The sequence below is a fragment of the Streptococcus sp. V940 genome (genome assembly GCF_054353495.1).
Map to the genome: position 1 here is coordinate 40,465 of NZ_JBTHHZ010000001.1, position 26,432 is coordinate 66,896.

At 41.4% G+C, this 26,432-nt stretch carries 24 protein-coding genes; 23 read left to right on the top strand and 1 reads right to left on the bottom strand.

Features of this window, described 5'->3' with window-relative positions:
* Positions 1-39 precede the first annotated feature (39 nt).
* The 23 genes from ACXYSM_RS00395 to rpmH all read left to right on the top strand — a co-directional run bounded on the left by ACXYSM_RS00395 (position 40) and on the right by rpmH (position 24,403).
* Entirely contained in the window at positions 40-381 is a 342-nt protein-coding gene (locus tag ACXYSM_RS00395; protein ID WP_458633947.1) for a hypothetical protein, read from the top strand.
* Complete coding sequence (locus ACXYSM_RS00400) at positions 382-3,711, top strand: hypothetical protein (RefSeq protein ID WP_458633948.1); 3,330 nt, start codon at positions 382-384, stop codon at positions 3,709-3,711.
* A gap of 11 nt (positions 3,712-3,722) precedes the next feature.
* On the top strand, positions 3,723-4,073 hold the full coding sequence (locus ACXYSM_RS00405) for a DUF6711 family protein (RefSeq protein ID WP_458633949.1): 351 nt from the start codon (positions 3,723-3,725) through the stop codon (positions 4,071-4,073).
* Between the two features lie 8 nt (positions 4,074-4,081).
* Positions 4,082-7,930, top strand: a complete 3,849-nt coding sequence (locus ACXYSM_RS00410; RefSeq protein WP_458633950.1) for a tail fiber domain-containing protein — start codon at positions 4,082-4,084, stop codon at positions 7,928-7,930.
* Complete coding sequence (locus ACXYSM_RS00415; protein ID WP_458633951.1) at positions 7,927-8,133, top strand: hypothetical protein; 207 nt, start codon at positions 7,927-7,929, stop codon at positions 8,131-8,133. The genes ACXYSM_RS00410 and ACXYSM_RS00415 overlap by 4 nt, the downstream gene beginning before the upstream one ends.
* 22 nt (positions 8,134-8,155) lie before the next feature.
* Complete coding sequence (locus ACXYSM_RS00420; protein ID WP_458633952.1) at positions 8,156-8,770, top strand: hypothetical protein; 615 nt, start codon at positions 8,156-8,158, stop codon at positions 8,768-8,770.
* Positions 8,771-8,780: 10 nt separating this feature from the next.
* Complete coding sequence (locus ACXYSM_RS00425) at positions 8,781-9,239, top strand: phage holin family protein (RefSeq protein WP_458633953.1); 459 nt, start codon at positions 8,781-8,783, stop codon at positions 9,237-9,239.
* Positions 9,223-9,555 carry a phage holin gene (locus ACXYSM_RS00430; RefSeq protein ID WP_458633954.1) on the top strand — a complete coding sequence of 111 codons (333 nt, stop codon included), beginning with the start codon at positions 9,223-9,225 and terminating at the stop codon, positions 9,553-9,555. The genes ACXYSM_RS00425 and ACXYSM_RS00430 overlap by 17 nt, the downstream gene beginning before the upstream one ends.
* A gap of 55 nt (positions 9,556-9,610) precedes the next feature.
* Complete coding sequence (locus ACXYSM_RS00435) at positions 9,611-11,131, top strand: collagen-like domain-containing protein (protein WP_458633955.1); 1,521 nt, start codon at positions 9,611-9,613, stop codon at positions 11,129-11,131.
* Positions 11,132-11,149: 18 nt separating this feature from the next.
* Entirely contained in the window at positions 11,150-12,037 is an 888-nt protein-coding gene (locus ACXYSM_RS00440) for a peptidoglycan amidohydrolase family protein (protein WP_458633956.1), read from the top strand.
* A gap of 121 nt (positions 12,038-12,158) precedes the next feature.
* Positions 12,159-12,422 carry a competence type IV pilus major pilin ComGC gene (comGC, locus tag ACXYSM_RS00445; protein ID WP_458634689.1) on the top strand — a complete coding sequence of 88 codons (264 nt, stop codon included), beginning with the start codon at positions 12,159-12,161 and terminating at the stop codon, positions 12,420-12,422.
* Positions 12,385-12,819: a competence type IV pilus minor pilin ComGD gene (gene comGD / locus ACXYSM_RS00450; RefSeq protein WP_458633957.1), complete on the top strand. Its 435-nt coding sequence runs from the start codon at positions 12,385-12,387 to the stop codon at positions 12,817-12,819. The genes comGC and comGD overlap by 38 nt, the downstream gene beginning before the upstream one ends.
* Positions 12,782-13,084 carry a competence type IV pilus minor pilin ComGE gene (gene comGE, locus ACXYSM_RS00455; RefSeq protein WP_458633958.1) on the top strand — a complete coding sequence of 101 codons (303 nt, stop codon included), beginning with the start codon at positions 12,782-12,784 and terminating at the stop codon, positions 13,082-13,084. The genes comGD and comGE overlap by 38 nt, the downstream gene beginning before the upstream one ends.
* On the top strand, positions 13,047-13,508 hold the full coding sequence (gene comGF / locus ACXYSM_RS00460; RefSeq protein WP_458633959.1) for a competence type IV pilus minor pilin ComGF: 462 nt from the start codon (positions 13,047-13,049) through the stop codon (positions 13,506-13,508). Before comGE ends, comGF begins: the two co-directional genes overlap by 38 nt.
* Positions 13,486-13,923, top strand: coding sequence for a competence type IV pilus minor pilin ComGG (gene comGG, locus ACXYSM_RS00465; RefSeq protein ID WP_458633960.1), 438 nt, complete (start codon positions 13,486-13,488; stop codon positions 13,921-13,923). Before comGF ends, comGG begins: the two co-directional genes overlap by 23 nt.
* Positions 13,924-13,981: 58 nt before the next feature.
* Complete coding sequence (locus ACXYSM_RS00470) at positions 13,982-14,683, top strand: histidine phosphatase family protein (RefSeq protein ID WP_458633961.1); 702 nt, start codon at positions 13,982-13,984, stop codon at positions 14,681-14,683.
* A gap of 188 nt (positions 14,684-14,871) precedes the next feature.
* Complete coding sequence (locus ACXYSM_RS00475; protein ID WP_458633962.1) at positions 14,872-16,578, top strand: ABC transporter ATP-binding protein; 1,707 nt, start codon at positions 14,872-14,874, stop codon at positions 16,576-16,578.
* A 1-nt stretch (position 16,579) separates the two neighbouring features.
* A complete protein-coding gene (locus ACXYSM_RS00480; RefSeq protein ID WP_458633963.1) occupies positions 16,580-18,346 on the top strand; it encodes an ABC transporter ATP-binding protein in 1,767 nt (588 codons plus the stop codon).
* A gap of 288 nt (positions 18,347-18,634) precedes the next feature.
* Entirely contained in the window at positions 18,635-19,324 is a 690-nt protein-coding gene (locus ACXYSM_RS00485; protein WP_458633964.1) for a gamma-glutamyl-gamma-aminobutyrate hydrolase family protein, read from the top strand.
* Positions 19,325-19,493: 169 nt separating this feature from the next.
* On the top strand, positions 19,494-20,843 hold the full coding sequence (locus ACXYSM_RS00490; RefSeq protein ID WP_458633965.1) for a glucose-6-phosphate isomerase: 1,350 nt from the start codon (positions 19,494-19,496) through the stop codon (positions 20,841-20,843).
* Positions 20,844-20,973: 130 nt separating this feature from the next.
* On the top strand, positions 20,974-22,434 hold the full coding sequence (gltX, locus tag ACXYSM_RS00495) for a glutamate--tRNA ligase (protein WP_458633966.1): 1,461 nt from the start codon (positions 20,974-20,976) through the stop codon (positions 22,432-22,434).
* A 475-nt stretch (positions 22,435-22,909) separates the two neighbouring features.
* Positions 22,910-24,124, top strand: coding sequence for a pyridoxal phosphate-dependent aminotransferase (locus ACXYSM_RS00500; protein ID WP_004251584.1), 1,215 nt, complete (start codon positions 22,910-22,912; stop codon positions 24,122-24,124).
* Between the two features lie 144 nt (positions 24,125-24,268).
* Positions 24,269-24,403: a 50S ribosomal protein L34 gene (gene rpmH / locus ACXYSM_RS00505; RefSeq protein WP_000831905.1), complete on the top strand. Its 135-nt coding sequence runs from the start codon at positions 24,269-24,271 to the stop codon at positions 24,401-24,403.
* A gap of 182 nt (positions 24,404-24,585) precedes the next feature.
* On the opposite strand, the gene ACXYSM_RS00510 is transcribed toward rpmH, so the two are convergent.
* Entirely contained in the window at positions 24,586-26,430 is a 1,845-nt protein-coding gene (locus tag ACXYSM_RS00510) for an APC family permease (protein ID WP_458633967.1), read from the bottom strand.
* Positions 26,431-26,432: the final 2 nt, after the last annotated feature.

Below are 26,432 nucleotides of genomic sequence, written 5' to 3' on the forward strand. Positions count from 1 at the left end.
GTCCATTCAGTAAAAGAAATGGTTGAGAGGCTATATCCGATGTTCTTAGATATCGGAGGAAAGCCTCTCGATTTTTGGGATTTAACCATATTAGAAATCAGAGACATGATTGAAAGTCACAATCGTGTCACGATTCAAAAGCAAAAAGAAAAAATAGTTGAATCTTACAGACTTTCGCAAATGATAGCGAATAACGTATCCTTGTTGCTTTCGAAAGAAGCTAAACCTCTTGATGTTTGGGACTATGCTCCGGACTTATTCCAGGAAGAAAGAGACCAAATCGAGAAGGCAAGACAGCAAGATGAAATGAGATTGCATAAGGAACGCATGCGCGCATTCGCTGAAAGTCATAATCGAAAAATGAAAATGAAAGGAGAATAGATGGGAGTTACTCTTGATGAGCTCAAAGTAATGATTGACGCTGAAATCGCGCCTTTCAAGAGCAAGATGAAAGAAGTCGAGAATAGAGTCAAAGATGCATCTGGAAAGGTCCAAGAGTCAACCAACAAGATTAAGACACAGTCCGGTTCTATGTTGGGTACATTTGCTAAACTAGCTAAATTCGCTGGTTTGGCATATCTTGGTAAGAAGATGCTCGATGTCGGTATGTATTCGACTCAAATGGCTCTTGAAGTTACTGCAGCAGTCAACCAAATCAAACGCCAAATGGGCGAGAGCTCGCAAACATTCTTAAAATGGGTTAACGATAACGCGAGCGCTATGAATATGGGTGTTGGTGAAGCGACAAAATACGGGGCGGTATATTCAAACTTATTTTCTGGCTTTATCAAAGACTCAAACAAGCTTAGCGCTTATACTGCTAAGATGCTTCAGACATCTGCAGTTGTAGCTGAAGGTTCAGGTCGTAGCATTACAGATGTTATGGAGCGTATTCGTTCTGGTTTGCTAGGGAACACGGAAGCAATTGAAGATTTAGGAATCAACGTCAATGTGGCGATGATTCAATCTACTGAAGCGTTCAAGCGTTTTGCAAATGGCCAAAGCTGGGATCAACTCGATTACCAAACTCAGCAACAGATTCGACTTATGGCTATCCTGGAACAAGCGACCGCCAAATATGGTACAACCTTGTCGCAGTCAGTTAACGGACGAATCAGCTTGTTTAAATCATTGCTGAAAGATGCTGCACTTAACGTAGGGAACGCATTCTTACCAATTATCAACGCTATCATGCCAGTCTTGAACTCGTTTGCGATGGTACTGAAGAACGTTACTGCTAAATTGGCCGAATTCATCGCTTTAATGTTTAACAAGAAAGCGACTGTAAAAGACGGTGGTGTAGCCGGAGCGGTCAATGACATGAACGGCTCGCTACAAGATGCAGCAGGAGGCGCAGGCGACCTAGCAGATGCTATGGGTGATGCAGATGATGCTTCAGGTGGTATGGCCGATAACCTCGACGACACTGCCAAGTCAGCTAAAAAAGCCGTTAAGGAATTACTTGGTCTAATGGGATTTGATGAAATCAACCTATTAGGTAAGAAAGATGATTCTGGTGATGATGACGGCGCTGGCAAAGGCAAAGGCGGTGGCGGTAAAGGCAAGAAAGGCAAAGGAGGCGGTGGCGGACCTTTCAAAGATATCTTGCCAGAAGTAGCTTTGACCGACATGGACAACCAATTCAAGAGCATTTTCGATGGTCTTGGAGATAAGCTAAAAGGGTTGTTTGACTATCTGAATAAACTTTGGGATTTGTTTAAAAAAGGTTTCTCTGCTGCATTCAGAGCTGAGGGGCTAGAACGTATCAAGATTGGTCTTGGTCAAATCAAGACGACGCTTGAAGAAATCGCTACTGATCCACGGGTCGTTAATGCCTTTAATGGCATGAACAAGAAAATCGCTTATGCACTAGGGCAGATTGCCGGTTCTATCGGTACGGTCGGAGTTGGTATCGGTGTTTTCCTTTCTGAAAGCATCGCAAACGGTCTAGGGCGTCAAAAAGAGCGCATCATCCGTGCTCTAGTGGCAGAATTTGAGAATACAGGCAATATGTTTGCCTCGGCCGGAAACATCGCTCAAGCGTTCGCAGACGGTTTCTATGATGTCATTACATCGACTGGTGCTATTCGTATCGGAAGTTCGGTTGTGTCGTCTATTTTAGCGATTCGTTCAAGTATTGTAGAGATTAGCTACAAGTTTGGTGGCGATCTTATGAAAGGTATCGAGCGAATTGTTACGGATAACATGCCTGGCATTGCTGAAATTTTTTCAAATACTTTGTCTGACATCGCTCCAATCTTTGAAAGTGCTGAACAAGCAATCAATGACATGTCTGATTCAATCAGTAGCTTGTATGATAATTACTATCGCCCAACGATTGAATTGGTTTCTAAAAGCATATCAAATATTATTGGCTCTTTTGTGAAAGGCTGGAACGAACATATCCAACCTATTATCAAGAAAATTGGTCAAGGTTTTTCTGACACGATTAGTAAACATATTTCGCCATTTATTCAAAAGGTGTTAGATATGATGGCTAGCTTCTATGAATTATATCAAGTCGTTGTTCAGTATGTATCGCCTGTCATTAGCTTTATCGTTGAGCTATTGATGAGAGTTCTAGCTCCAACTCTTGAATATATCGGAGAAGTTTTCCGTGTGTTATTCAACATAGTTGCTGATATATTTGGAGGGATAGCCGATTTCCTCAAAGGTGTATTTGATATTATCACAGGCATCCTTACCAGTGATATGAGCAAGATTTTTGATGGATTTACCGAAACAGGCGATGCTATCATGAGCATCTTGTCTACAATCTTAACTGGATTGTTAGATTTAACAGTAGCGGTTTTGAAAGTTATCTGGGATACGATTGTTGCAATCTTCCAAGGAATTTGGGACGGTATCGTAGCTATTTTCTCTCCAATCGCAGAATGGTTCGCTGGCGTGTTTCAAGCTGCGTGGGATAGCATTGTGGCTATCTTTACTGATTTAGGTACCTGGTTTGGCGATCGCTGGACTGAAGTGACGACTGCACTTTCAAATATCGGTACCTGGTTCACAGATATGTTCCAGAAAGCTTGGAATGGGCTTACTGGTATATTTGCTAATATCGGCACTTGGTTCGGCGAAAGATGGAACGACGTCACGAATGCACTTGCTAACGTAGCTACTTGGTTTGGAAGTATCTTCTCAAGCGCTTATAATGCAGTGGTTAACGCATTTAGTAGCATTGGAGGCTTCTTCAGTGGCGTTTGGTCAACTGTCAAGAGTATCTTTGTTAACGCAGGTCAAACAGTCGGTAGCGCAGTAGGCGGAGCCTTTAGAAGCGCAGTTAACGCAGTGCTTGGAACGATTGAGAATGTAGTCAACGGCTTCATCAGCATGATCAATGGCGTTATTGGTATGATCAACAAAATACCTGGAGTGTCTCTCGGAAGTATTGGCTATGTCAGCCTTCCTCGTTTGGCTCGTGGTGGTATCGTTGATAGTCCGACCGTGGCCATGATTGGTGAGGCTGGTAAAGAGGTTGTTATGCCACTTGAAAACACTGGCTTCTTACAAACTATGGGACGTGTTGTAGGTGGTGCCGTTGTTAATGCTCTAAGCGGCGGCTTAACACAATCAAGTGGCTTCAGCGGAAGTGGTGACATCGTTATTCAAATCGGTGGGCACGAATTTGGGCGTGTGGCCATCCAAGAAATCAATCGAGAACAAGAACGTGCAGGACAAGTCTTGCTTAACATTTAAAGGGAGGTAAAATGGCACGCTTAATCATTAACGGGGTGGCTGTTAAGCCTCCCAAATCTTTTCAAGTTGGTATCCAGGATATTGACGGAGAAACTGGTCGTAATGCCAACGGAGACATGGTGCGTGACCGTATCACAACTAAACGAAAATTAGATTGTGAGTGGGGTATGCTGACTCAAGAAGAAATGAGTCAGCTTCTAAATGCCGTGGCTCCTGAATTTTTCACGGTATCCTATCCGGATCCAATACACGGCCAAACAACCAAGACTTTTTACGTTGGAGATAGAACAGCTCCAAGCTATTCATTTACTGAACAATTCAAACCATGGTCAGGCGCTAAGTTCAATCTGATAGAAAGGTAGGTTAGAGCATGGATATATTCAGACGACAGAAATTCAATGAAGCTATGTTTGCCAAAAACCGTACCCTCGCTATCAGAGTTGGTGCTTACCAATCTAGCGACATCAAAGAGGCTAGTTTTGAGTATGGTTATATCAAGGGCGATACTTATAAACCTGGTGGAACGTGTGCGGGAAGTGGTAAGATTACATTCACAAGTATTATCACTACATTCAATAAGTTAGATAAGATTTATCCTGAAATTGGTCTTTTGGTCGATGGAACCTATGAATGGGTCAAAATGGGTGAATACTTCATCAACGATATTGAAATCGACCGCAATCGAAACACGACCACGCTGGAGCTCATGGACGGAATGTTTAAACTCAATCATGAGTATGTAACAGACTTGACTTTCCCGGCAGAAATCAGGCAAGTGGTCAAAGAAATCTGCTTGAAGGCCGGCGTAGAATTAGCAAACGAAAACATGGATATCGCATCCATGAATTATGCGATTGAGACGAAGCCAAAAGAAAAGAAAATGACATTCAGAGATGTTTTGAGTCTAGCTACTCAAATGCTCGGAATGTCTTGTTTTTTTAACCGGGAAGGAAAGCTCGAAATCAAAGAGTTGACTGACTCTGGCATCGTGATTACCGCAGATAATTACTTTTTACATGGATTGACCAGAAGTGAAATCGAGTATCAGATTGCTGGTATCACTTGTAAGAAAGATAAAGAGGGATTGACTGTCGGAACTCGTACAGGTCGCTCACTTGAAATCGAAAATCCGTTCATGACACAATCGATTTTGGATAATCTTTATCACAAAATCAAGGATATTAGATACTATCCATTCAACTTAAACTTTCAAGGTCATCTTCTTCTTGATGTTGGGCAATGGGTCACAATCAAGACAAACAAGGGAGAAACATTCAAATCTCCAGTATTGAGCCAATCTTTCAACTTTAAAGGTGGACTTCGTAGTCGAATCAGTGCTGACAGTAAGGCTGGGAATGATGCGCAATATTCATACGCTGGGACAATCACAAAGAAGATTGAACAATTCAGCGAATTTGAAAAGCAACTTCAAAATCAAATTGAAGAAGCAGATAGAGGGTTTGATGCCAAGGTTGACCAAGTTAAACAAGATTTTAGCGACCAGGTCAAGCTCATTGAAGCTAAAGCAGAGGAAAACAAGCGTGCTCTATCAGATGAAATCGACAATCGATTCTCAGGATTCGATAACAGCATGAACGAGAAGCTTGAAGACCAGCGAACCAAAATTGAAGAGATTCGAGCTATTGGTTCAACAGTTACTCAGACCGCTGAAGAAGCTTTGGAAGAAGCTAGAAACGCTCTTAAGTCTGCTAATACTTCTAAAGATTTGTCCAATTCAAACTTTGCCAAAATCGATCAGATTACTGACAGAATCAAAACGCTTGTGACTAAACAAGAAGTTGACCCTCTGACAGAAAGGTTAAGAATTGCTGAAAGCAGAATCGAAGTTCAAGCTGGCCAGATTATCGAGAAAATGTCTCTTACTGATTTTGACAGATTGGCCAATGACAGAGGTTTTCAAACTGCAACCCAAGTCCAGAATACAGTCAAGCATTCGGTTGACGGATTTCAAAGGACCATCTCACGTATCGAAACCAAACTAAGAGATGTTATTCGTAACGATAACCTCTTGCAAAATTCTTCCATCATCCCGTCAGGAGATGGTTTGGAAGGAACCTGGGCATTAAGTGTTTCTGGTGGTAACGGTAGAACCGAGGTTATTGATTTAAGAGATGCCCCGCATACCGCTATAAAAAAAGGTATTCGTATCGTAGGAAATACAAACGGTGGAAATAAAGACATTGCTCAAAGGTTAAATTTAACTATTGGCGAGAAATACACAATGTCCTGTTGGGCAAGGGTTTCATCGACTAGCTCAAGCCATAATGTCAATCTTTTGATGCGCTCTTGGACCACAAATGATACTAATCGTATTTTGTTTAAGTCTATCTCAAATAAAGATTGGGTACGATATCAATTTACGTTTACTGCTGATGCTATATTTAACAGTATTCAGTTCGGACAGAATGGAAGCGGCAGTATTGAAATCTGTGGTATGAAACTTGAACATTCTGACAGAATGACAGACTACGATGTTAATACTTCTGAAATTGTGAGTGTCGCTGATTTTAACGATGTAGTCGATACCGTTAAAAGTCATACACAGACCATTCAGAGACAGAATGACTCTATTTCACAAGTTGTTCAGACTGCTGACGGTTTAGTTAGTCGTGTATCTAACTTTTTAGATGACTTTAACTTGGTGTATGATCCGACAAATTTCAGCAAATGGGCCAAGAAACAAGCCGTTGCGAATGTTATCGAAGTTCAAGCTGGAACTAAGTTGCTACGAATTACCAACACTGGCAAATCTCAAAACGTCTATCACGGATTCGCATTGCCACTTAATACCTCTACTTTCACGAATGGCGAAAAGCTAAGTTATCGCATTGAAGCATGGGTAGATGTACTGCCAGATGCACCGCTTGGAATTGAATTGTGGAACGATAACAGTGTTATTGCGTCTGACCGAGTGACTTTCAACAAAACCGGCATACAAATCATTACAGGTACGATGACGGTCAATAAAACGGTAACGAAAACAAGAGAATTTCCTCTTGAAATCTGGTTGATGAAAAACGGTCAAGTCGCAATCGGTCAGGTATCGCTTATTAGAGGTGACAAACCTCCTAAACGCTTCAGCGATAACACATCCACACAAGATGTAGTCACACAAACTCAGGTATCACAACTACGTGACTCGTACGCTATCCAAACCCTTACGGGACCTGGAGCGATTTCTTCTCAAATCAATTTGAATAGCAATAACATTCTGATTGAAGCTGCTAAAATCCGACTCAAAGGTAGAACGCTACTAGATGAAATCACGGCTATCGATGGTTACTTTAAGCGTTTATTCGTTGGCGATGCACGGATTGGAACGCTAAACACTGACATTATTCGCTCTAATTCGATTTCGGCAGAAAAATTGATATTTGATACTGCTCTAGCTAAGAAGCTTGTAGCTAGTGATGTATTCACGGATACTTTAGCAGCTAAAACTGCATTCATCAACAAGCTACGCTCAGTAGTAGTATCAGCAACCTTACTTGAAGGTTACAAAGGTAAGATTGGTGGATTTCAAATTGGTACGCATGAGAAGGATCCGACTGTTTTCTGGTTGACTGGTTCTAACAGTTTTCGCGTTGGTATGAGTGACGGTGGATGGAGAGCAGGTCAAACGGCTCTTTGGGTTAACTGGGGCGATAACTGGGGGAAACCGGGCAATCAGGCTTGGTTTGTAAAAAATAACGGTGAAATGCACTGCTATAACACCGCAAACTTTTGGAACACCCCTGTTGTCTACGGCAATCTTAGAGTTACCGGTAAAATCTACTATGACAACAGAGATTCAGGTGGTAAGTATGGATTTTGGATGAGTTCACCACGATATACAAACATGGACGCTCACAACGGTTATCTGTATTTTTATTTAGACAACGGTACATACGACTGGATTACTTTGAACAAAGACTTGTCAGACCGTCGATACAAGACCAACATTCAAGACAGTCAAGTCTCAGGTCTGGATGTTATCGATAAGCTCAAAACGTACAGTTATCGAAAAGAATATGACGGTAAAGTCGAAGATATCTCATGCGGTATCATGGCTCAGGATGTCCAGCAAGTCGCACCAGAAGCATTTTTGGAAAATCCAGACGGGGCTTATTCGTACAAGGTATTTGAATTAGTACCTTATTTAATTAAGGCTATCCAGGAATTAAATCAAAAAGTTGAAAGGTTAGAAAAAACAACATGAACGAACAAATTGATCAACAAATTGACCAACTGGTCATCGAAGAACTAGGAAATGATGTTGCTGCTCTTTCTCACAAGGCAGCAACATACAAAGCATTGTGTCGCATTGCAGAAACAGAACTGCAACAACTCAAAAACATTATCAATTCAGACGAAGAATTGAAAGCAAAATTTGAAGAAGTAAACAAAGCTCAACAACCATAAAGAAGAAAAGGAAAAATAATATATGACATATAAAGTAGTAAATAAATACTTGCAAGAAAACAACCGAACTTTCGTAGCAATTCGACAAGATGTCCCGTACACAGCATTTGACCGTGTCTTAATCGGCAATCACATGAATGAGTCAGATGAAGATTTGATTAATTCAGTTATTGCTCAAGTAACGACTGAATTTAATCCTGCTGAAGGTGTTAAAAAACTTCAGGAAGATTTGCAAACACAAGCACAAGAATATGAAGTCAAGCTTGCTGAGAAAGATGCAAAAATCGCAGAAGTTAAGGCAGTTGCAGATTGGGCGGTGCTTGCTCGTGTGACAGATACAGACAACCCGCTAGATCCTACAGTTTTCAAACGTGGCCTTGAATTGGTAGACCTTGGCCAAACTGGCAAGACCTATAAACCACAAGAAATCTTCACACTTGAAAATCCTAACCACGTAGAGAAATTCCAAGAAGGTCAACGTGTCATGGTTCAAGTGAACGAAGAATTCACATATCAAGGACAAACGCTCGAAGAACTAGCAAGTCTTGAACAAAATGGAAAACTAGGTATTTGGAAATGGACTGAACCAAAGAGGGAGAAACCATCTAGCGAGCTAGACACTCAACCTGTTCAATAAGAGGTGACATATGCGAGACTTACCACTACATGAACTTATTGAACATCTGAAGAACCTCTCATCCAGTCCATACATTCACATCTTTTTTTGGTTGATGATCCTGGATATTGTAACAGGATATGTCAAGGCATTTAAAACCAAGCGATTTGATAGTAAAATTGGCACCATGGGATTGATTCGTCATTTCGTAGTATTCACAGTCATCTTACTTGTTGCGATGTATGCTCGTTCGTTGGGCGTTCGTCCACTTGGAATTACCTGGACAATGTTCTTTATTGCTAACTATCTAGGCTCTGTGCTTGAGAATTGGGAAGCGATTGGTTGGGCATTCCCAGAATTCTTGAAACCTTACATCAACCAAATTAAGAAAGATAATGCTAGAAAACTTGGTCAATTACTAGTTAATGTTGACCAGAAAGATAAAATCGAAGTCGAAGTAAAGGAGAAATACGATGCAACAAATCAATGAAATCATCATTAATGGAGCAGTCAGCATTCTAGTTATTTTGGTAGGTATCGCAGTTAAGGCTGCCAAAGAATACCTGGTAAAAAAAGGTGGTGAGAAGACCGTCAAGATCGTTGAAATTTTGGCCAAGAATGCGGTCAATGCAGTTGAGCAAGTATCAGCTGAAACTGGCTACAAAGGTGAAGAGAAGCTAGAACAAGCTAGAATCAAAATTCGTGCTGAGTTGAACAAATACAATATCAGCATGACTGATACAGATATGAACACATTCATTGAGTCTGCAGTTAAGCAGATGAATGATGCCTGGTCTGAAAAATAAATCAAGAGAACCTTTTTAGGTTCTCTTTTTACTATTTTTAAGAAAGGAGTAAAACTTGAAAAAAGTCATCGAAAAGAAGCTTGAAATCACATCGAATAATAGAGATGTGGATAGACTCTACAAAGAAGTCTTCAGTATGGACAAGAATATCGCTGAATTCAAGTTCACGATTGATAATCTAGATGCTAACAAGGTTATCTGCTTATTCTATTTCAAGCGTTCAAAACGGTACTCAACTGTCAAAGCGACAATCGAAGAGAATACCTTCACGATCAAGTTTGATACCTCGTTGATTACGATTGATGAGCCTGTTGTAGGTTACATCTATTTTGAAAAGGTAGAGGAATCAGCAGACGTATATAGCTTCCAGTTCAATGTCCGAGTTAGTGAGCTTGATAAGTCTAAGACTGCGCCTGTAATCGAGCAGAAGACAGGCCGTGTCGTAGATATCGAGAGCATTGTTACCAGGACAGAGCTGGAAGAAATCCTCAAGACTGTTCACGCCGGGAATGCTGTAAACGATAATTCAGAGGTCATTAAACGTTTGGCAGCGTTAGAAGCTAAGCCTGAAATCGATACAAGTCAATTCGCTACTAAGGACGAGCTGCGGAACATTTCTCTGACTCCTGGACCAAAAGGCGACAAGGGAGAACCAGGGCCGATTGGTCCTAAAGGAGCAGATGGTGAACGTGGTCCACAAGGCGATACTGGTCCAAGAGGGGCAGACGGGTTACAAGGTATCCAAGGAGAACGTGGGCAGGATGGACAACCTGGACCAAAGGGTGACCGTGGGGAACAAGGACCAATCGGACAAGCTGGACCGGCTGGACCGCAAGGCCCTATTGGTTTAACTGGTCCAAAAGGCGAAAATGGTCGCGATGGTGTCGGTATTCCTCAAAAATTAATCTTGACCGGAACGACTTTAACCTTGTCGGACGGTGGGGGAAGCGTGACGCTACCAAGTCAGTCGTCTACAACTGCGTCGGCTGGACCGACAAGGGAATATGAACTTCGTGGAAATGGTTCACCTGAAGGAAAGGTCAATGCTCCTGTCGGAACTACCTATGTCGACATGGCCGTTACAAACGAAGCTCTTAAATGGATTAAGAGAAAAGATGACGGTCCTCGTGGATGGGAGGTTATGGTCGGCGACACAGGTTGGCGCTCCTTAACAATATCATCTAAATTAGGAAACTCTTATTTAAAGGTACGTCGTGTCAATAATATGGTGATGTATCAATTTGGAGGGCTGTCTTGGGGATGGTTTGGTGTAGTTCGTAGAGGAGGTCCAGGATACGTCCCTCAACCGTCCGACAGAGACCGAAATGTATTTATTCTCGGTTTAGGAGGCGTTCCTCCAGGATTTCGCTCGAAATTTAGCTTGATTGGTGAAATCTATAATGATAAAGGAAGAAGATATGGAACTTGGTATCTTGGAGGAGACGGTGACGGAAATCAGCTTAGATTTCAATTTGAGGACCCTGTCCCTACTAACGCCGATATCGGTGATATTCGTGTCAGTGCAATTTGTTACTTGACTGATGAGCAATGGCCTACTAATCTTCCTCCAAAATGATGAAAGGAAACATAATAAATGGGAATTAAAATTGAAAATGCTATTGCATGGATGTATGCTCGAAAAGGTCGAGTGTCTTATAGCATGGAATACCGAGATGGTGAGGACTCGTATGATTGTTCATCATCAATGTACTACGCCTTGCGCTCCGGTGGAGCCGTGTCAGCTGGATGGGCAGTGAATACTGAATACATGCACGACTGGCTTATTAAGAACGGTTTCGAACTAATTGCAGAAAATACTCCATGGAATGCTAAACGAGGAGACGTCTTCATTTGGGGCAGACGTGGATCCTCAGCTGGTGCTGGTGGACATACTGGTATTTTCATTGATAGTGATAACATCATCCATTGTAATTATCGCTATGATGGGATCTCAGTAAACGACCACGATGACATCTGGGTATACGCTGGACGCCCTTACTACTACATTTACCGCCTGACCAATCCAAACGCTCAGCCTGAAAAACCTAAAAAAGGATGGCAGTCGGATGAAAAAGGCGATTGGTACGCTCGAGCAAACGGCTCTTATCCTAAGAGTGAATTTGAGTACATCGAGGAAAACAAATCATGGTTCTACTTCAATGCCGAAGGATATTGCGTGAAATCCGACTGGGTATTCCACACAGACGGAAAATGGTACTACTTTGAAGAAGATGGATACATGGTGACGAGCTGGAGGAAAATCAACAATAAATGGTACTACTTCAATCGTGATGGTTCAATGCAAACCGGCTGGGTTAAATACTACGACAAGTGGTATTACCTTGATGGAAAAAATGGCGACATGAAGTCAGATTGCTTTGTTAAATATAACAACGGCTGGTACTTGCTACTTCCTGACGGTCGCATGGCTGAAAAAGAAGCATTCAACGTAGAGCCTGACGGGCTCATTACAGCAAAATAAAAATAAAGCATAGAAAGGCTTTCAGAATTTAATTACACTTGACCGCTGGCAATAGCTGGCGGTCTTTTTTGTTTGCTCTGAAAGAGTTTTTTAATAAATAATTTTACTATCCTTGATTGAAATGTTAGTGGTGTTGCTTATCATTAGCGTCCTACTCTTACTGTTTGTGCCAAACTTAACTAAGCAAAAGGATGCAGTCAATGATAAGGGGAAAGCAGCTGTTGTCAAGGTGGTAGAAAGTCAGGCTGAACTCTATAGTCTGGATAAAAATGAAGATGCTAGTCTAGGTAAATTACAGGCAGATGGACGCATTACTGCTGAGCAAGTAAAAGCCTATAAAGAGTATCATGCCAAGCAAAATAAGAGTCAGTCAGTTGCAGATTAGGGCCTTTACCATGCTAGAAAGTTTATTGGTCTTAGGAATAGTCAGCCTGTTAGCCTTGGGTTTGTCAAGTTCAGTTCAATCAACTTTTGTAGCTGTGGAAGAGCAAATTTTCTTTATGGAGTTTGAGGAGCTTTATCGAGAAACCCAGAAGCGAAGTCTGGCTAGTCAGCAAAAGATGAACTTAATGCTAGAAGAGAGAAGTATTGGGAATGGCTATCAGAAATTAGCCATCCCTAAAGGCATTCAATTGCAGTCTAATCAGTCAATTACCTTTGATAAGGCTGGAGGGAATTCGTCTCTAGCTAGCGTGAGATTTCAAACAAGGAAAGAAGTGGTTCGCTACCAACTATATCTAGGAAATGGAAAGATTAAACGTATTCAAGAAGCAAAAAATTAAGGCGATTATTTTACTGGAAGCAGTGATTTCACTAGCCATTTTTGCCAGTATAGCCACCCTCTTGCTGGGACAAATTCAAGAAAGTAGAAAAAGAGAAGTAGAACTTCTAAAACAGGAAGAAGTTTTGCGAGTGGCTCGTATGGCGTTGCAGACTGGACAAAAGCAGTTGACTGTCAACGGAGTTAGAGTTGATATCGTCTCAAGTGAGAAGGGGTTGGAGGTGTATCATGGAACTGAAAAAATACTGGCGATTCAAGACAAGTAGTGTCAGAGCTTTTACACTTTTAGAATCCTTGGTTGTCCTTCTCGTTATTAGTGGTAGCTTGCTCCTCTTTCAAGCTATGAGTCAACTCTTGGTTTCAGAAGTTCGCTATCAGCAGAGAAGTGAGCAAAAAGAATGGCTTTTATTTGTGGATCAGCTGGAAGCGGAGTTGAATCGAGCGCAATTTGAAAAAGTGGAGAATGATAGACTTTATCTCAAACAGGAAGGTAAATCTATTTCCATGGGTAAATCAAGGACAAATGATTTCCGGAAAACAGATGCCAGTGGCCGAGGATACCAGCCTATGGTCTACAGTCTGAAATCTGCTCGCATTCAAGAAAAAGGGCAGGAGTTACATTTTCATTTTCAGTTTGAAAAAGGGCTAGAGAGGGAGTTTGTCTACCGTGTGGAAAAAGAAAAAAGTTAGAGCAGGAGTTCTTCTTTACGCGATTACTATTGCTGGAATTTTTAGTCTCTTGTTGCAGTTTTATCTGAATCGGCAAGTAGCTCATCATCAGGATTACGCCTTAAATAAAGAGAAGCTTGTGGCTTATGCGATGGCTAAGAGAACCTATGAAAAAGCTAGTTCTGATAGTGGTCAGCAGTCATTTGATCTAGGGAAGGCAAGTTATCGTAGTGACGAAAAGGGATTTACAACGACTGTCGATACTGGAAAACATCAATTTGAATTTCACTTTCCATCTTCGAAAAAGATTGTCGAAAAGACGAAGAAGACAGAAAATAAGTCCAAAGAAGGAAGTGAGGAGAAAAAAGAAGGACCGGTTAAAAAAGAGACGACGATGTCTCCCCAATTAGCCCCTGATAGGAATGGTACAGAATAGTTTGGCCGAGGTTTTTACCTGAAATCATGCTATAATAGATACATATGGAGGACCAAAAATGGCAAGTGTAAAATTGTATCTAGTGCGTCATGGGAAAACAATGTTTAATACGATTGGGCGTGCTCAAGGTTGGAGTGATACTCCCTTAACAGCTGAAGGTGAACGAGGCATTCATGAGTTGGGAATTGGTTTGCGTGAGTCTGGTTTAATGTTTGAGCGTGCTTATTCGAGTGACTCAGGCCGTACCATCCAGACTATGGGCATTATCCTTGAGGAACTAGGTTTGACAGGACAAATTCCTTATCGTATGGATAAGCGAATCCGTGAGTGGTGCTTTGGTAGCTTTGATGGTGCTTATGATGGGGACCTATTTATGGGCATCATTCCTCGTATTTTTAATGTCGATCATGTGCATCGTTTGTCCTATGCGGAGCTAGCTGAAGGATTGGTAGAAGTGGATACAGCAGGCTGGGCTGAAGGCTGGGAAAAACTAAGTGGTCGTATTTGGGAAGGCTTTGAAGCCATTGCTAAGGAAATGGAAGCTAATGGGGGAGGGAATGCCCTGGTAGTCAGCCATGGAATGACTATTGGAACCATTGTTTATTTAATTAACGGAATGCATCCGCATGGTCTTGATAATGGAAGTGTGACGATCATCGAGTATGAAGATGGTCAGTTCTCAGTCCAGGTTGTTGGGGATCGTAGTTACCGTGAAATTGGACGAGCTCAACTAGACGAACAAGATAGTTCAGAACAATAACGTTCAGTACTAAATTAGAAAAATTTTTAAAGGATTAATAGAATGCTAATGTCATGATTGCACAAGCTTCTGATAGCTGAGTGCTTTGACAATAGCATTCTTTTTTGTTAGAATAGCATCAACATGAAAGCATAAGAAGGGACTGACAGAGCTGTCGTTCCCTTTTGTCTATCTTATAAGGGGGAAATATGCTGCTTCAGAAAATAAAAGCCTATAAATGGCAGGCGCTAGCTTCCTTGGTCATGACAGGTCTAATGGTAACGAGTTCGCTCTTGCAACCACGTTATTTGCAGGAGGTTTTAGAGGCCCTACTAACAGGTGATCATGAAGCTATTTATACTATCGGTTTTTGGTTAATTCTTGTTGCCTTGATTGGTTTGGTTGCAGGTGGGATCAATGTAGTGTTAGCAGCTTACATTGCTCAAGGAGTTTCGTCTGACTTACGTGAAGATGCCTTTCGTAAGATTCAAACTTTTTCATACGCCAATATTGAGAAGTTTAATGCAGGGAACCTAGTTGTGCGTATGACTAACGATATCAATCAGATTCAAAACGTCGTTATGATGACCTTCCAAATCCTCTTTCGACTACCGATTTTATTTATTGGTTCCTTTATATTAGCCATTGCTACCCTGCCTTCTTTGTGGTGGGTGCTGGTTCTTATGGTCGTTTTGATCGTCGCCATGACAGGTCTTATGATGGGAATGATGGGGCCTCGATTTGCAAAATTCCAGACCTTGCTAGAGCGTATTAATGCCATTGCTAAAGAAAATTTACGTGGTGTGCGCGTAGTTAAGTCTTTTGTTCTAGAAAAAGATCAGTTTGCTAAGTTTACGCAAGTGTCAGATGAATTGCTAGGAGAAAACCTTTATATCGGTTACGCCTTTTCTATCGTTCAACCTGTCATGATGCTGATTTCATATGGGGCTGTCTTCCTTTCAATCTGGCTTGTAGCCGGTATGGCAGAGTCAGATCCATCAGTTGTTGGCTCCATTGCTTCCTTTGTAAACTACCTGAGTCAGATTATCTTTACTATCGTCATGGTTGGATTTTTAGGGAATTCAGTCACTCGTGCCATGATTTCCCTCCGTCGTATCCGTGAAATCCTTGATACAGAGCCGGCTATGACCTTTGCGGATGTGAAAGATGAAGAATTGGAAGGAAGTCTCAGCTTTGAACATGTAACCTTCACCTATCCAAATGATGAGGAGCCTATCCTAAAAGATGTTTCCTTTGATATCGCGCCTGGCGAGATGGTTGGGGTTGTCGGTGCAACCGGTGCAGGCAAATCGACCTTGGCTCAGTTGATTCCACGACTGTTTGATCCCCAGAAAGGCTCTATCAAAATTGGTGGAAAGGATATTCGTACAGTTAGCGAAGGGACGCTTCGCAAGACAGTTTCGATCGTCTTACAAAGAGCTATTCTCTTTAGTGGTACTATCGCAGATAATCTCAGACAAGGAAAGGGAGATGCGACAGTTTCAGAACTGGAACGTGCAGCTCGTATCGCCCAAGCTAGTGAATTTATTAGCCGCATGGACTTGGCCTTTGAGAGTCCGGTTGAAGAACGTGGGACCAACTTTTCTGGTGGACAAAAACAAAGGATGTCTATTGCGCGTGGGATTGTCAGCAATCCTAAGATATTGATTTTTGATGATTCAACCTCCGCCCTTGATGCTAAATCAGAACGTTTGGTACAAGAAGCCCTTAACAAGGATTTGAAGGGGACGACTACGATTATCATCGCGCAAAAGATTAGCTCTGTTGTGCATGCGGATAAAATTTTAGTGCTTGACCAAGGTCGCTTGATTGGTCAAGGTAAGCATGCTGACTTGGTTGCATCAAACCCAGTTTATCGTGAAATTTACGAGACGCAAAAAGGAAAGGAGGAGTAGGATGAAGACATTTGAATTCTTTTGGAACTATTTTAAAGTTTATAAGATATCCTTTGTCGTTGTTATTGCTATGATTATCATTGCAACGATTGCACAAGCCCTCTTTCCAGTATTTGCAGGTCAAACAGTCACAGAACTGGCTAATTTGGTTATAGCTTATCAACACGGAAATCCAGATATGGTTTGGCAAAGTCTATTAGGACTCTTGATTAATCTTGCTTATATTTTGATTGTGCTCGTGGTGTCGAGTCTTATCTATATGGTTTTGATGAGCCGTATTATTGCCGAATCGACAAATGAGATGCGTAAGGGACTTTTTGGCAAGCTTTCTCGCTTGACGGTTTCCTTCTTTGACCGCCATCAAGATGGTGATATCCTGTCGCGTTTTACCAGTGATTTGGATAACATTCTACAGGCTTTCAACGAAAGTCTGGTGTCTGTGATGACCAATATTGCCCTTTATATTGGCTTGCTGATTGTCATGTTCGCAAAAAATGTGACCTTGGCTTTGATTACGATTGCTAGCACTCCGATAGCTGTCATCATGTTGATTGTCATTTTAAAATTGGCAAGAAAATACACCAACCTCCAACAAAAGGAAGTTGGGAAGCTCAATGCTTATATGGATGAGAGTATTTCGGGTCAGAAAGCCGTTATTGTTCAAGGCATTCAAGAAGATGTAATCGCTGGTTTTGTCGAGCAAAACGAGCGTGTTCGAAAAGCAACCTTTAAGGGAAGAATGTTTTCAGGAATTCTCTTTCCTGTCATGAACGGAATGAGCTTGGTCAATACAGCTATTGTTATTTTTGTCGGTTCAGCTGTCTTACTGAATGATCAGAACATCGAGACAGCAACTGCTCTGGGTTTGATTGTCATGTTTACCCAGTTTTCTCAGCAATATTACCAACCCATTATCCAATTGGCAGCGAGCTGGGGAAGTTTGCAACTGGCCTTTACAGGTGCAGAACGTATCCAAGAAATGTTTGATGCAGAAGAAGAAATTCGTCCTCAAGATGCTCCAGTCGTTAACGAATTAAAAGAAGGTGTGGAGATTCGTAACGTGGACTTCTCCTACCTGCCAGGAAAACCCATTTTGAAAGATGTTAGCATTTCAGCTCAAAAAGGGAAAATGATTGCGGTTGTTGGTCCAACAGGGTCAGGAAAAACGACCATCATGAACTTAATCAATCGTTTTTATGATGTGGATGCAGGTAGTATCAGCTTTGATGGCAGAGATATCCGAGAATTTGATTTGGATAGTTTGCGAAGCAAGGTGGGAATTGTTCTACAGGATTCTGTTTTGTTTAGCGGAACTATTCGTGACAATATTCGCTTTGGTGTCCCTGATGCTAGTCAAGAAATGGTCGAAGCAGCAGCTAAGGCTACACACATCCATGAATATATCGAAAGCCTGCCAGAAAAGTATGATACTCTGATTAATGATGATCAGAGCGTATTCTCAACCGGTCAGAAGCAGTTGATTTCTATTGCTCGTACCTTGATGACAGATCCCCAGGTCTTAATTTTGGATGAGGCAACATCAAACGTGGATACTGTAACAGAGAACAAGATTCAAAATGCCATGGAGGCAATTGTAGCAGGAAGAACTAGTTTTGTGATTGCCCATCGCTTGAAAACTATTCTCAATGCCGATCAGATTATTGTCCTTAAGGATGGTGAGGTTATCGAACAAGGAAATCATCACGAATTACTCAAGCTTGGAGGCTTTTACTCCGAACTGTACCATAATCAATTTGTCTTTGAATAATACTCTTCGAACATCTCTTCAAACCACGTCGGCGTCCCCTTGCCGTATATGTGTTACTGACTTCGTCAGTTCTATCCACAACCTCAAAACTGTGTTTTGAGCAACCTGCGACTAGCTTCCTAGTTTGCTCTTTGATTTTCATTGAGTATAAGCAAAAAAGTTGTCCTAATTTTGGGCAACTTTTTCTGATAAAAAAATTTTATCACGGACTTAAAAAATACATATTAGACAGGAGTGGGCAAGGATGATAAGATAAGATTATCAATAGAAAAGGAAAGGAAATCAGTGATGGCAAGAACAGTTGTTGGAGTAGCGGCAAACCTATGTCCTGTAGACGCAGAAGGAAAAAATATTCATTCATCAGTCTCTTGTAAATTTGCTGAGAGTATTCGTCAGGTTGGCGGACTTCCTTTGGTCATTCCGGTTGGTGATGAGTCAGTTGTGCACGACTATGTAGAAATGATAGACAAGCTTATCTTGACTGGAGGGCAAAATGTCCATCCTCAGTTTTATGGTGAGGAAAAAATAATTGATAGCGATGACTATAACCTAACTCGCGACGAGTTTGAGCTAGCTCTTCTACAAGAAGCCTTGCGTCAGAACAAGCCAATCTTAGCCATTTGCCGTGGCGTTCAGCTTGTCAATGTTGCCTTTGGTGGGACACTCAATCAGGATATTGAAGGTCATTGGCAAGGTCTACCTTTTGGAACTTCACATTCTATTGAGACAGTGGATGGCAGTGTAGTGTCTAAATTATTTGGTAAAGAAAGTCAGGTTAACTCAGTGCATCGTCAGAGCATTAAAGACTTGGCACCTAATTTTCGCGTAACAGCAGTAGATCCTCGCGACCAAACGATTGAGGCAATCGAATCTATCGATGAACACCGTATTATTGGTCTCCAGTGGCATCCAGAATTCTTGGTCAATGAAGAAGATGGCAACTTAGAATTATTTGAGTATTTATTGAATGAATTATAACGACTAGAATCTTAGTCGTTTTTTTATTCATTATTTACGAATCTTTATAGAATCGTGTTTTTACGCAAACGTTTGAATTGTGATAAAAATTGGAAATTTTTAGTATAAAAACTTGAAAAAATTGTTAGTAAGCGTTATGATAGAAAAGAAGAAATTTTGGAGGAATACTATGTCACATATTAAATTTGATTATTCAAAAGTATTAGACAAATTTGTTGCACCACATGAAGTGGAGTACATGCAAGCACAAGTTACAGCAGCAGACGAATTAATCCGTAAAGGAACTGGTGCTGGGAGCGACTTCTTGGGTTGGTTGGACCTTCCTGAAAACTACGACCGTGAAGAATTTGACCGCATCTTGAAAGCTGCTGAACAAATCAAATCAGACAGCGATGTTTTGGTGGTTATCGGTATCGGTGGATCATACCTTGGGGCAAAAGCTGCCATTGACTTCTTGAACCACCACTTTGCAAACTTGCAAACAAAAGAAGAACGTAAAGCACCACAAATCCTTTACGCTGGAAACTCAATCTCATCTACTTACCTTGCTGACTTGGTAGAGTACGTTTCAGATAAAGACTTCTCAGTAAACGTGATTTCTAAATCAGGAACAACAACTGAACCAGCTATCGCTTTCCGTGTCTTCAAAGAACTTTTGGTTAAGAAATACGGTCAAGAAGAAGCTAACAAACGTATCTACGCAACAACTGATCGCCAAAAAGGTGCTGTTAAGGTTGAAGCAGATGCTAACGGTTGGGAAACATTTGTTGTTCCAGATGACATTGGTGGACGTTTCTCAGTCTTGACTGCAGTTGGATTGCTTCCAATCGCTGCATCAGGTGCAGACATCAAAGCCCTTATGGAAGGTGCTAACGCAGCTCGTAAAGACTATACTTCAGATAAAATCTCTGAAAACGAAGCTTACCAATATGCAGCTGTTCGTAACATCCTTTACCGTAAAGGTTATGCAACTGAAATCTTGGTCAACTACGAGCCATCCCTTCAATACTTCTCAGAATGGTGGAAACAATTGGCTGGTGAGTCAGAAGGGAAAGACCAAAAAGGGATCTACCCTACTTCAGCTAACTTCTCAACAGACTTGCACTCATTGGGTCAATTTATCCAAGAAGGAACTCGTATCATGTTTGAAACAGTTGTCCGTGTTGACAAACCACGTAAGAACGTGATTATCCCTACTTTGGAAGAAGACCTTGACGGACTTGGATACCTTCAAGGAAAAGATGTTGACTTCGTGAACAAAAAAGCAACTGACGGTGTTCTTCTTGCCCACACAGATGGTGACGTGCCAAACATGTACGTAACTCTTCCTGAACAAGACGCCTTCACTCTTGGTTATGCCATCTACTTCTTCGAATTGGCCATCGCCCTTTCAGGTTACTTGAATGCTATCAACCCATTTGACCAACCAGGTGTTGAAGCCTACAAGAAAAATATGTTTGCCCTTCTTGGTAAACCAGGATTTGAAGAACTTGGAGCAGAACTCAACGCTCGTCTATAATAGAATAAAAAAGAGTGGTTTTACCACTCTTTTTGCTTTTTCTCGAGAAGAGAAATTGGACTCTAGCGAGACTTGTGATATAATATAGAGAGCGAAAAGGCAGATGCCTAGAGACTTTATAGGAGAAGATATGTCAAAAGATATTCGTGTGCGTTATGCACCAAGTCCAACAGGACTATTACACATCGGGAATGCCCGTACAGCATTGTTTAACTATTTGTATGCACGCCACCATGGTGGAATTTTTATCATCCGTATCGAAGATACTGACCGCAAACGTCATGTCGAAGACGGAGAACGTTCACAGCTTGAAAACCTTCGTTGGTTAGGCATGGACTGGGATGAAAGTCCAGAGACTCATGAAAACTACCGCCAGTCTGAGCGTTTGGAACTCTATCAAAAATATATCGACCAACTCTTAGCTGAAGGAAAAGCCTACAAATCTTACGTTACAGAAGAAGAATTAGCAGCAGAACGTGAACGTCAAGAAGCAGCAGGTGAAACACCTCGTTACATTAACGAATACCTTGGCATGAGCGAAGAAGAAAAAGCAGCTTATATCGCTGAACGTGAAGCGGCAGGCATCATCCCAACGGTTCGTTTGGCTGTTAATGAGTCTGGTATTTACAAGTGGCATGATATGGTCAAAGGTAATATCGAATTTGAAGGTGGCAATATCGGTGGGGACTGGGTTATCCAAAAGAAAGATGGTTACCCAACTTACAATTTTGCCGTTGTCATTGATGACCACGACATGCAAATTTCTCACGTTATCCGTGGAGATGACCACATTGCCAATACACCAAAACAGCTCATGGTCTATGAAGCACTTGGATGGGAAGCACCAGAATTCGGTCACATGACCTTAATCATCAACTCTGAAACTGGTAAGAAGTTGTCTAAACGCGACACCAACACTCTTCAATTTATCGAAGATTACCGTAAGAAAGGGTACCTTCCAGAAGCAGTCTTTAACTTCATCGCCCTTCTTGGATGGAATCCTGGTGGAGAAGACGAAATCTTCTCTCGTCAAGAACTCATTAACCTCTTTGATGAAAACCGTCTCAGCAAGTCTCCAGCAGCCTTCGACCAGAAGAAAATGGACTGGATGAGCAATGAGTACATTAAGAATGCGGATCTTGAGACTATCTTTGAAATGGCCAAACCATTCCTCGAAGAAGCGGGACGTTTGACAGACAAGGCTGAGAAATTGGTAGAGCTCTACAAACCACAAATGAAGTCAGTGGACGAAATTGTTCCATTGACAGACCTTTTCTTCTCAGACTTCCCAGAATTGACAGAAGCTGAGCGAGAAGTCATGGCTGGTGAAACTGTTCCGACTGTACTTGAAGCCTTTAAAGCCAAACTCGAAGCCATGTCAGACGATGAGTTTGTGGTAGAAAATATCTTCCCACAAATCAAAGCAGTCCAAAAGGAAACTGGTATCAAGGGGAAAAATCTCTTCATGCCAATCCGTATCGCCGTTTCAGGTGAAATGCATGGTCCTGAATTGCCAGATACCATCTACTTGCTTGGACGTGAAAAATCCATCCAACACATTGAGAAAATGTTGGCAGAAATTGCGAAATAGCATACATATAAAAAGAGCTTAAATATTAAGCTCTTTTTATATGTATGCTTGTTTGAAAATGCAAATATTTTAGTGTATAATATGAATTGACAGGGCAAGGAAATAAGTTAGTGAGATGGTATTTTTACAACTAGACTCGGCTTAGTCTAACATTATTCCTAATGTTGGTCAGTCTACTTATTTTTTCTTTGCGTTTTGCTGAATAGAAGCAGAAATTCTTTTGTTCATGCAGTTACCATCCCTTACAATGACTTTGTTTTCGATCACCAGAGTTTCTCTACAAAGATTTTGGTCCAATTTGTCCAGCTTTTTAGAGAAGTATATCTACTCTTTCTTCTCCAAAAATAGAAAGAAATCGGATTTGTCCTGTTACCTTGCGTTAAGCAAGGTTTTTTTGTGGAATAGTACTGAGAAATTTACGATTTCGTTTTGGAGTGGTATAATATTAACTATCCTGATGAATAGAGGAACTCGAATGAAAGAATTTAACAAATCAATAAAATTAGAGCATGTGGCTTATGATATCCGTGGTCCAGTTTTGGAAGAAGCTATGCGCATGCGCGCAAATGGAGAAAAAATTCTTCGTTTGAATACAGGGAACCCAGCTGAGTTTGGCTTTACAGCACCAGATGAGGTGATTCATGACTTGATTATGAATGCCCGTGATAGTGAAGGCTATTCAGATTCAAAAGGTATCTTTTCAGCTCGTAAGGCCATCATGCAGTATTGCCAACTAAAGAAATTCCCCAATGTGGATATTGATGATATCTACCTTGGAAATGGGGTTAGTGAGCTAATCGTTATGTCTATGCAAGGTCTCTTGGACAACGGCGATGAAGTCTTGGTTCCTATGCCTGATTATCCACTTTGGACTGCTGCTGTCAGCTTGGCTGGGGGAAATGCCGTTCACTACGTCTGTGATGAAGAAGCGGAATGGTATCCAGACCTAGATGATATCAAGTCTAAGATTAGTTCAAATACCAAGGCTATTGTTTTGATCAATCCGAATAACCCAACGGGGGCTCTCTATCCTAAAGAACTCTTACTAGATATCATCGAGATTGCTCGTCAAAATGACTTGATTATCTTTGCGGATGAAATTTACGACCGTATGGTTATGGATGGCAATGTCCACACACCAGTCGCAAGTTTGGCTCCAGACCTTTTCTGTGTCAGCATGAATGGTCTGTCTAAATCTCACCGTATCGCTGGGTTCCGTGTTGGTTGGATGGTCTTGTCTGGACCTAAACATCATGTAAAGGGCTACATTGAAGGTCTCAACATGCTTTCAAACATGCGACTTTGTTCGAATGTGCTTGCCCAGCAGGTAGTTCAAACGTCACTAGGTGGTCACCAGTCAGTGGATGAGTTGCTTCTTCCTGGTGGTCGTATCTATGAACAAAGAAACTTTATTTATAATGCTATTCAAGATATCCCTGGTTTATCAGCGGTTAAGCCAAAAGCGGGTCTTTATATCTTCCCTAAAATCGACCGCAATATGTACCGTATCGATGACGATGAACAATTTGTCCTTAATTTCTTGAAACAAGAAAAAGTGCTTTTGGTACATGGACGTGGTTTTAACTGGAAAGAACCAGATCACTTCCGTATCGTTTATCTACCACGTGTCGATGAGTTGGCCCAAATACAGGAAAAAATGACTCGCTTCTTGAAGCAGTATCGTAGATAAGGCTTTCATAGCAAAAAAGCTGGAAACATTTGTCAGAGCTATTGACAAATACGTAAGAATCAGATAGAATAGTAAAGTATGTTTAGTAACTGATCACTTTATAGCCGGCTAAACGAATACAAAATCTATGAGGAGGTATTCATCGTGAAACGTACTTATCAACCAAGTAAACTTCGTCGTGCGCGCAAACACGGATTCCGTAACCGTATGTCAACTAAAAACGGTCGTCGCGTATTGGCAGCTCGTCGTCGTAAAGGACGCAAAGTTTTGGCTGCATAATCCAAACAAATGAAACAAAGAAGTCAGTAGGAACTCGAGCCTACTGATTTTTCTTTTATCTAAAAGATAGAATTTTCTAAAGTTATTGATTGAGAATAAACATTTTACAAGACGTCTTGAAAAAATCACATATAGAAAAAGCTCAAAATCAGGAGGTGCTTTCTCTGATTTTGAGCTTTTCTTTATTCTTTCAAATGATAAGAGTAGCTAGCAACGACGACATCTTCGTGCCATCTGAGAGCATATTTTAATTTAAGGCTCATTTGATTGTGGAGGATATTTTGCCAAGGTTTGTTAGGAATAAATTGGGGTACTAGAACTGTAACTGTGTAGTTCTTTTTCTTGGCTTCTTGAGAGATTTTTCGAACATATCGAACTGTAGGTGTGATGATATCGCGATAGCTGGTATTAATGTTTTTTAGAGTGATATTTGGGAAGTAGTCGGCAAATTCTTGGAGGATTTCTTGGTCTTTTTCCTCAGTTTCCTTGGTGGAAATGTGCATGGCCAAAACTTCATCTCCGATGCTTTGAGCGTAATTAATCGCTCCAACACTGACTCGGGTAACATTTCCCACTAAGACAAGGACGACATTGCCGTCGTAGGTTTTCTTTTGAATTCCTTCATAAAGTCGAAGTTGTTTCGCCACTTTTTGGTAATGACTGTGGATGGACAAAAAGAGGAAGGTTAGGACCAGGATAATTGGGAAGAATGGCCAGATATCTCCAAGCCTGAAGAGGAGTAGAATAAGAACGATGGCGTAACAAATGATGGCACCGAGGATATTTGCAAAGGCAGATTTTAAGAAATGAGAGCCTTTTTCTTTTTTCCAGTGGCGAATCATGCCTGTTTGAGAAAGGGCAAAAGGAACAAAAACTCCGATAGTGTAGAGAGGAATCAAGCGTTCTGTATTTCCGTTGAAAATAAGCAGAAGGATTATAGCACCAAAAGCTAAGGTTAAAATACCGTTTGAATAACCCAGGCGGTCTCCCTTTTCCATAAAGAGATGGGGCATGTACTTGTTCTTAGCCATATTGTAAGCCAACATTGGAAAGGCAGAAAAACCAGTATTTGCAGCAACGGCTAGAATTAGGGCAGTTGAGAATTGGAAGAGATAATAGACAATCTGACCGAGAGCTGAATCCCCTAAAATCCCTTTAGCCATTTGTGAGAGGATTGTTTCTCCGTGTTGAGGTGTAATCCCCATCCAGTAGTTTAAGAAGGTAATCCCTGCAAATAGAAATCCAAGGATAAGTGACATGATGGTTAGTGTCTGGGCAGCGTTCTTCTCTTTGGGAGTTTTGAAAAACGGAACAGCGTTTGAGATAGCTTCGACTCCAGTTAGTGAGGCCGAACCGCTGGTAAAGGCTCTTAAAATTAGGACAATTGACAGACTTGGGACAGTTTGACCAATTGCAGAAGTTGCATGATAGCTGAGAGAACCTGTCAACAGTTGGAAGATACCAAACAATAAGAGGAAGACCGTACTAAAGATAAAGAGATAGACTGGGATCATCAGAGAGCTTGCGGATTCCTTCAAACCTCTTAGATTTAAAAGCATGAGCAAACATACTAGAAAAATGGAGATGTGGAGATTGTAAGGATGGAGGGCAGGAAGTGCAGCAGTGATAGCGTCAGCGCCTGCTGCCACTGATACGGCTACTGTTAGCATATAGTCAACAAGCAGACTTCCCCCAGCAATCAAACCTAACTCAGGGGAGAGGTTTTCTCGAGTAACCATATAGGCACCTCCACCTTGAGGGTAGGCATGGATGATTTGTCTATAAGAAATGGTCAGGCTAGCTAATAGTAAGAGGACAAAAATGCCAATAGGGAGACTCCACCAGATAGCAAGCGGAGAAAGACTAGTCAAGACGAGAACGACCTGTTCAGGTCCATAAGCGATAGAAGATAGGGCATCACTTGAAAGCATTGCAAGTGCCTGTGTTTTTCCAAGTAGTCCTCCCTCGCCTTCAGTTAAGGACTTAAGGGGACGACCAATAAAGGTATATTTTAGTTTTGTAAACATTT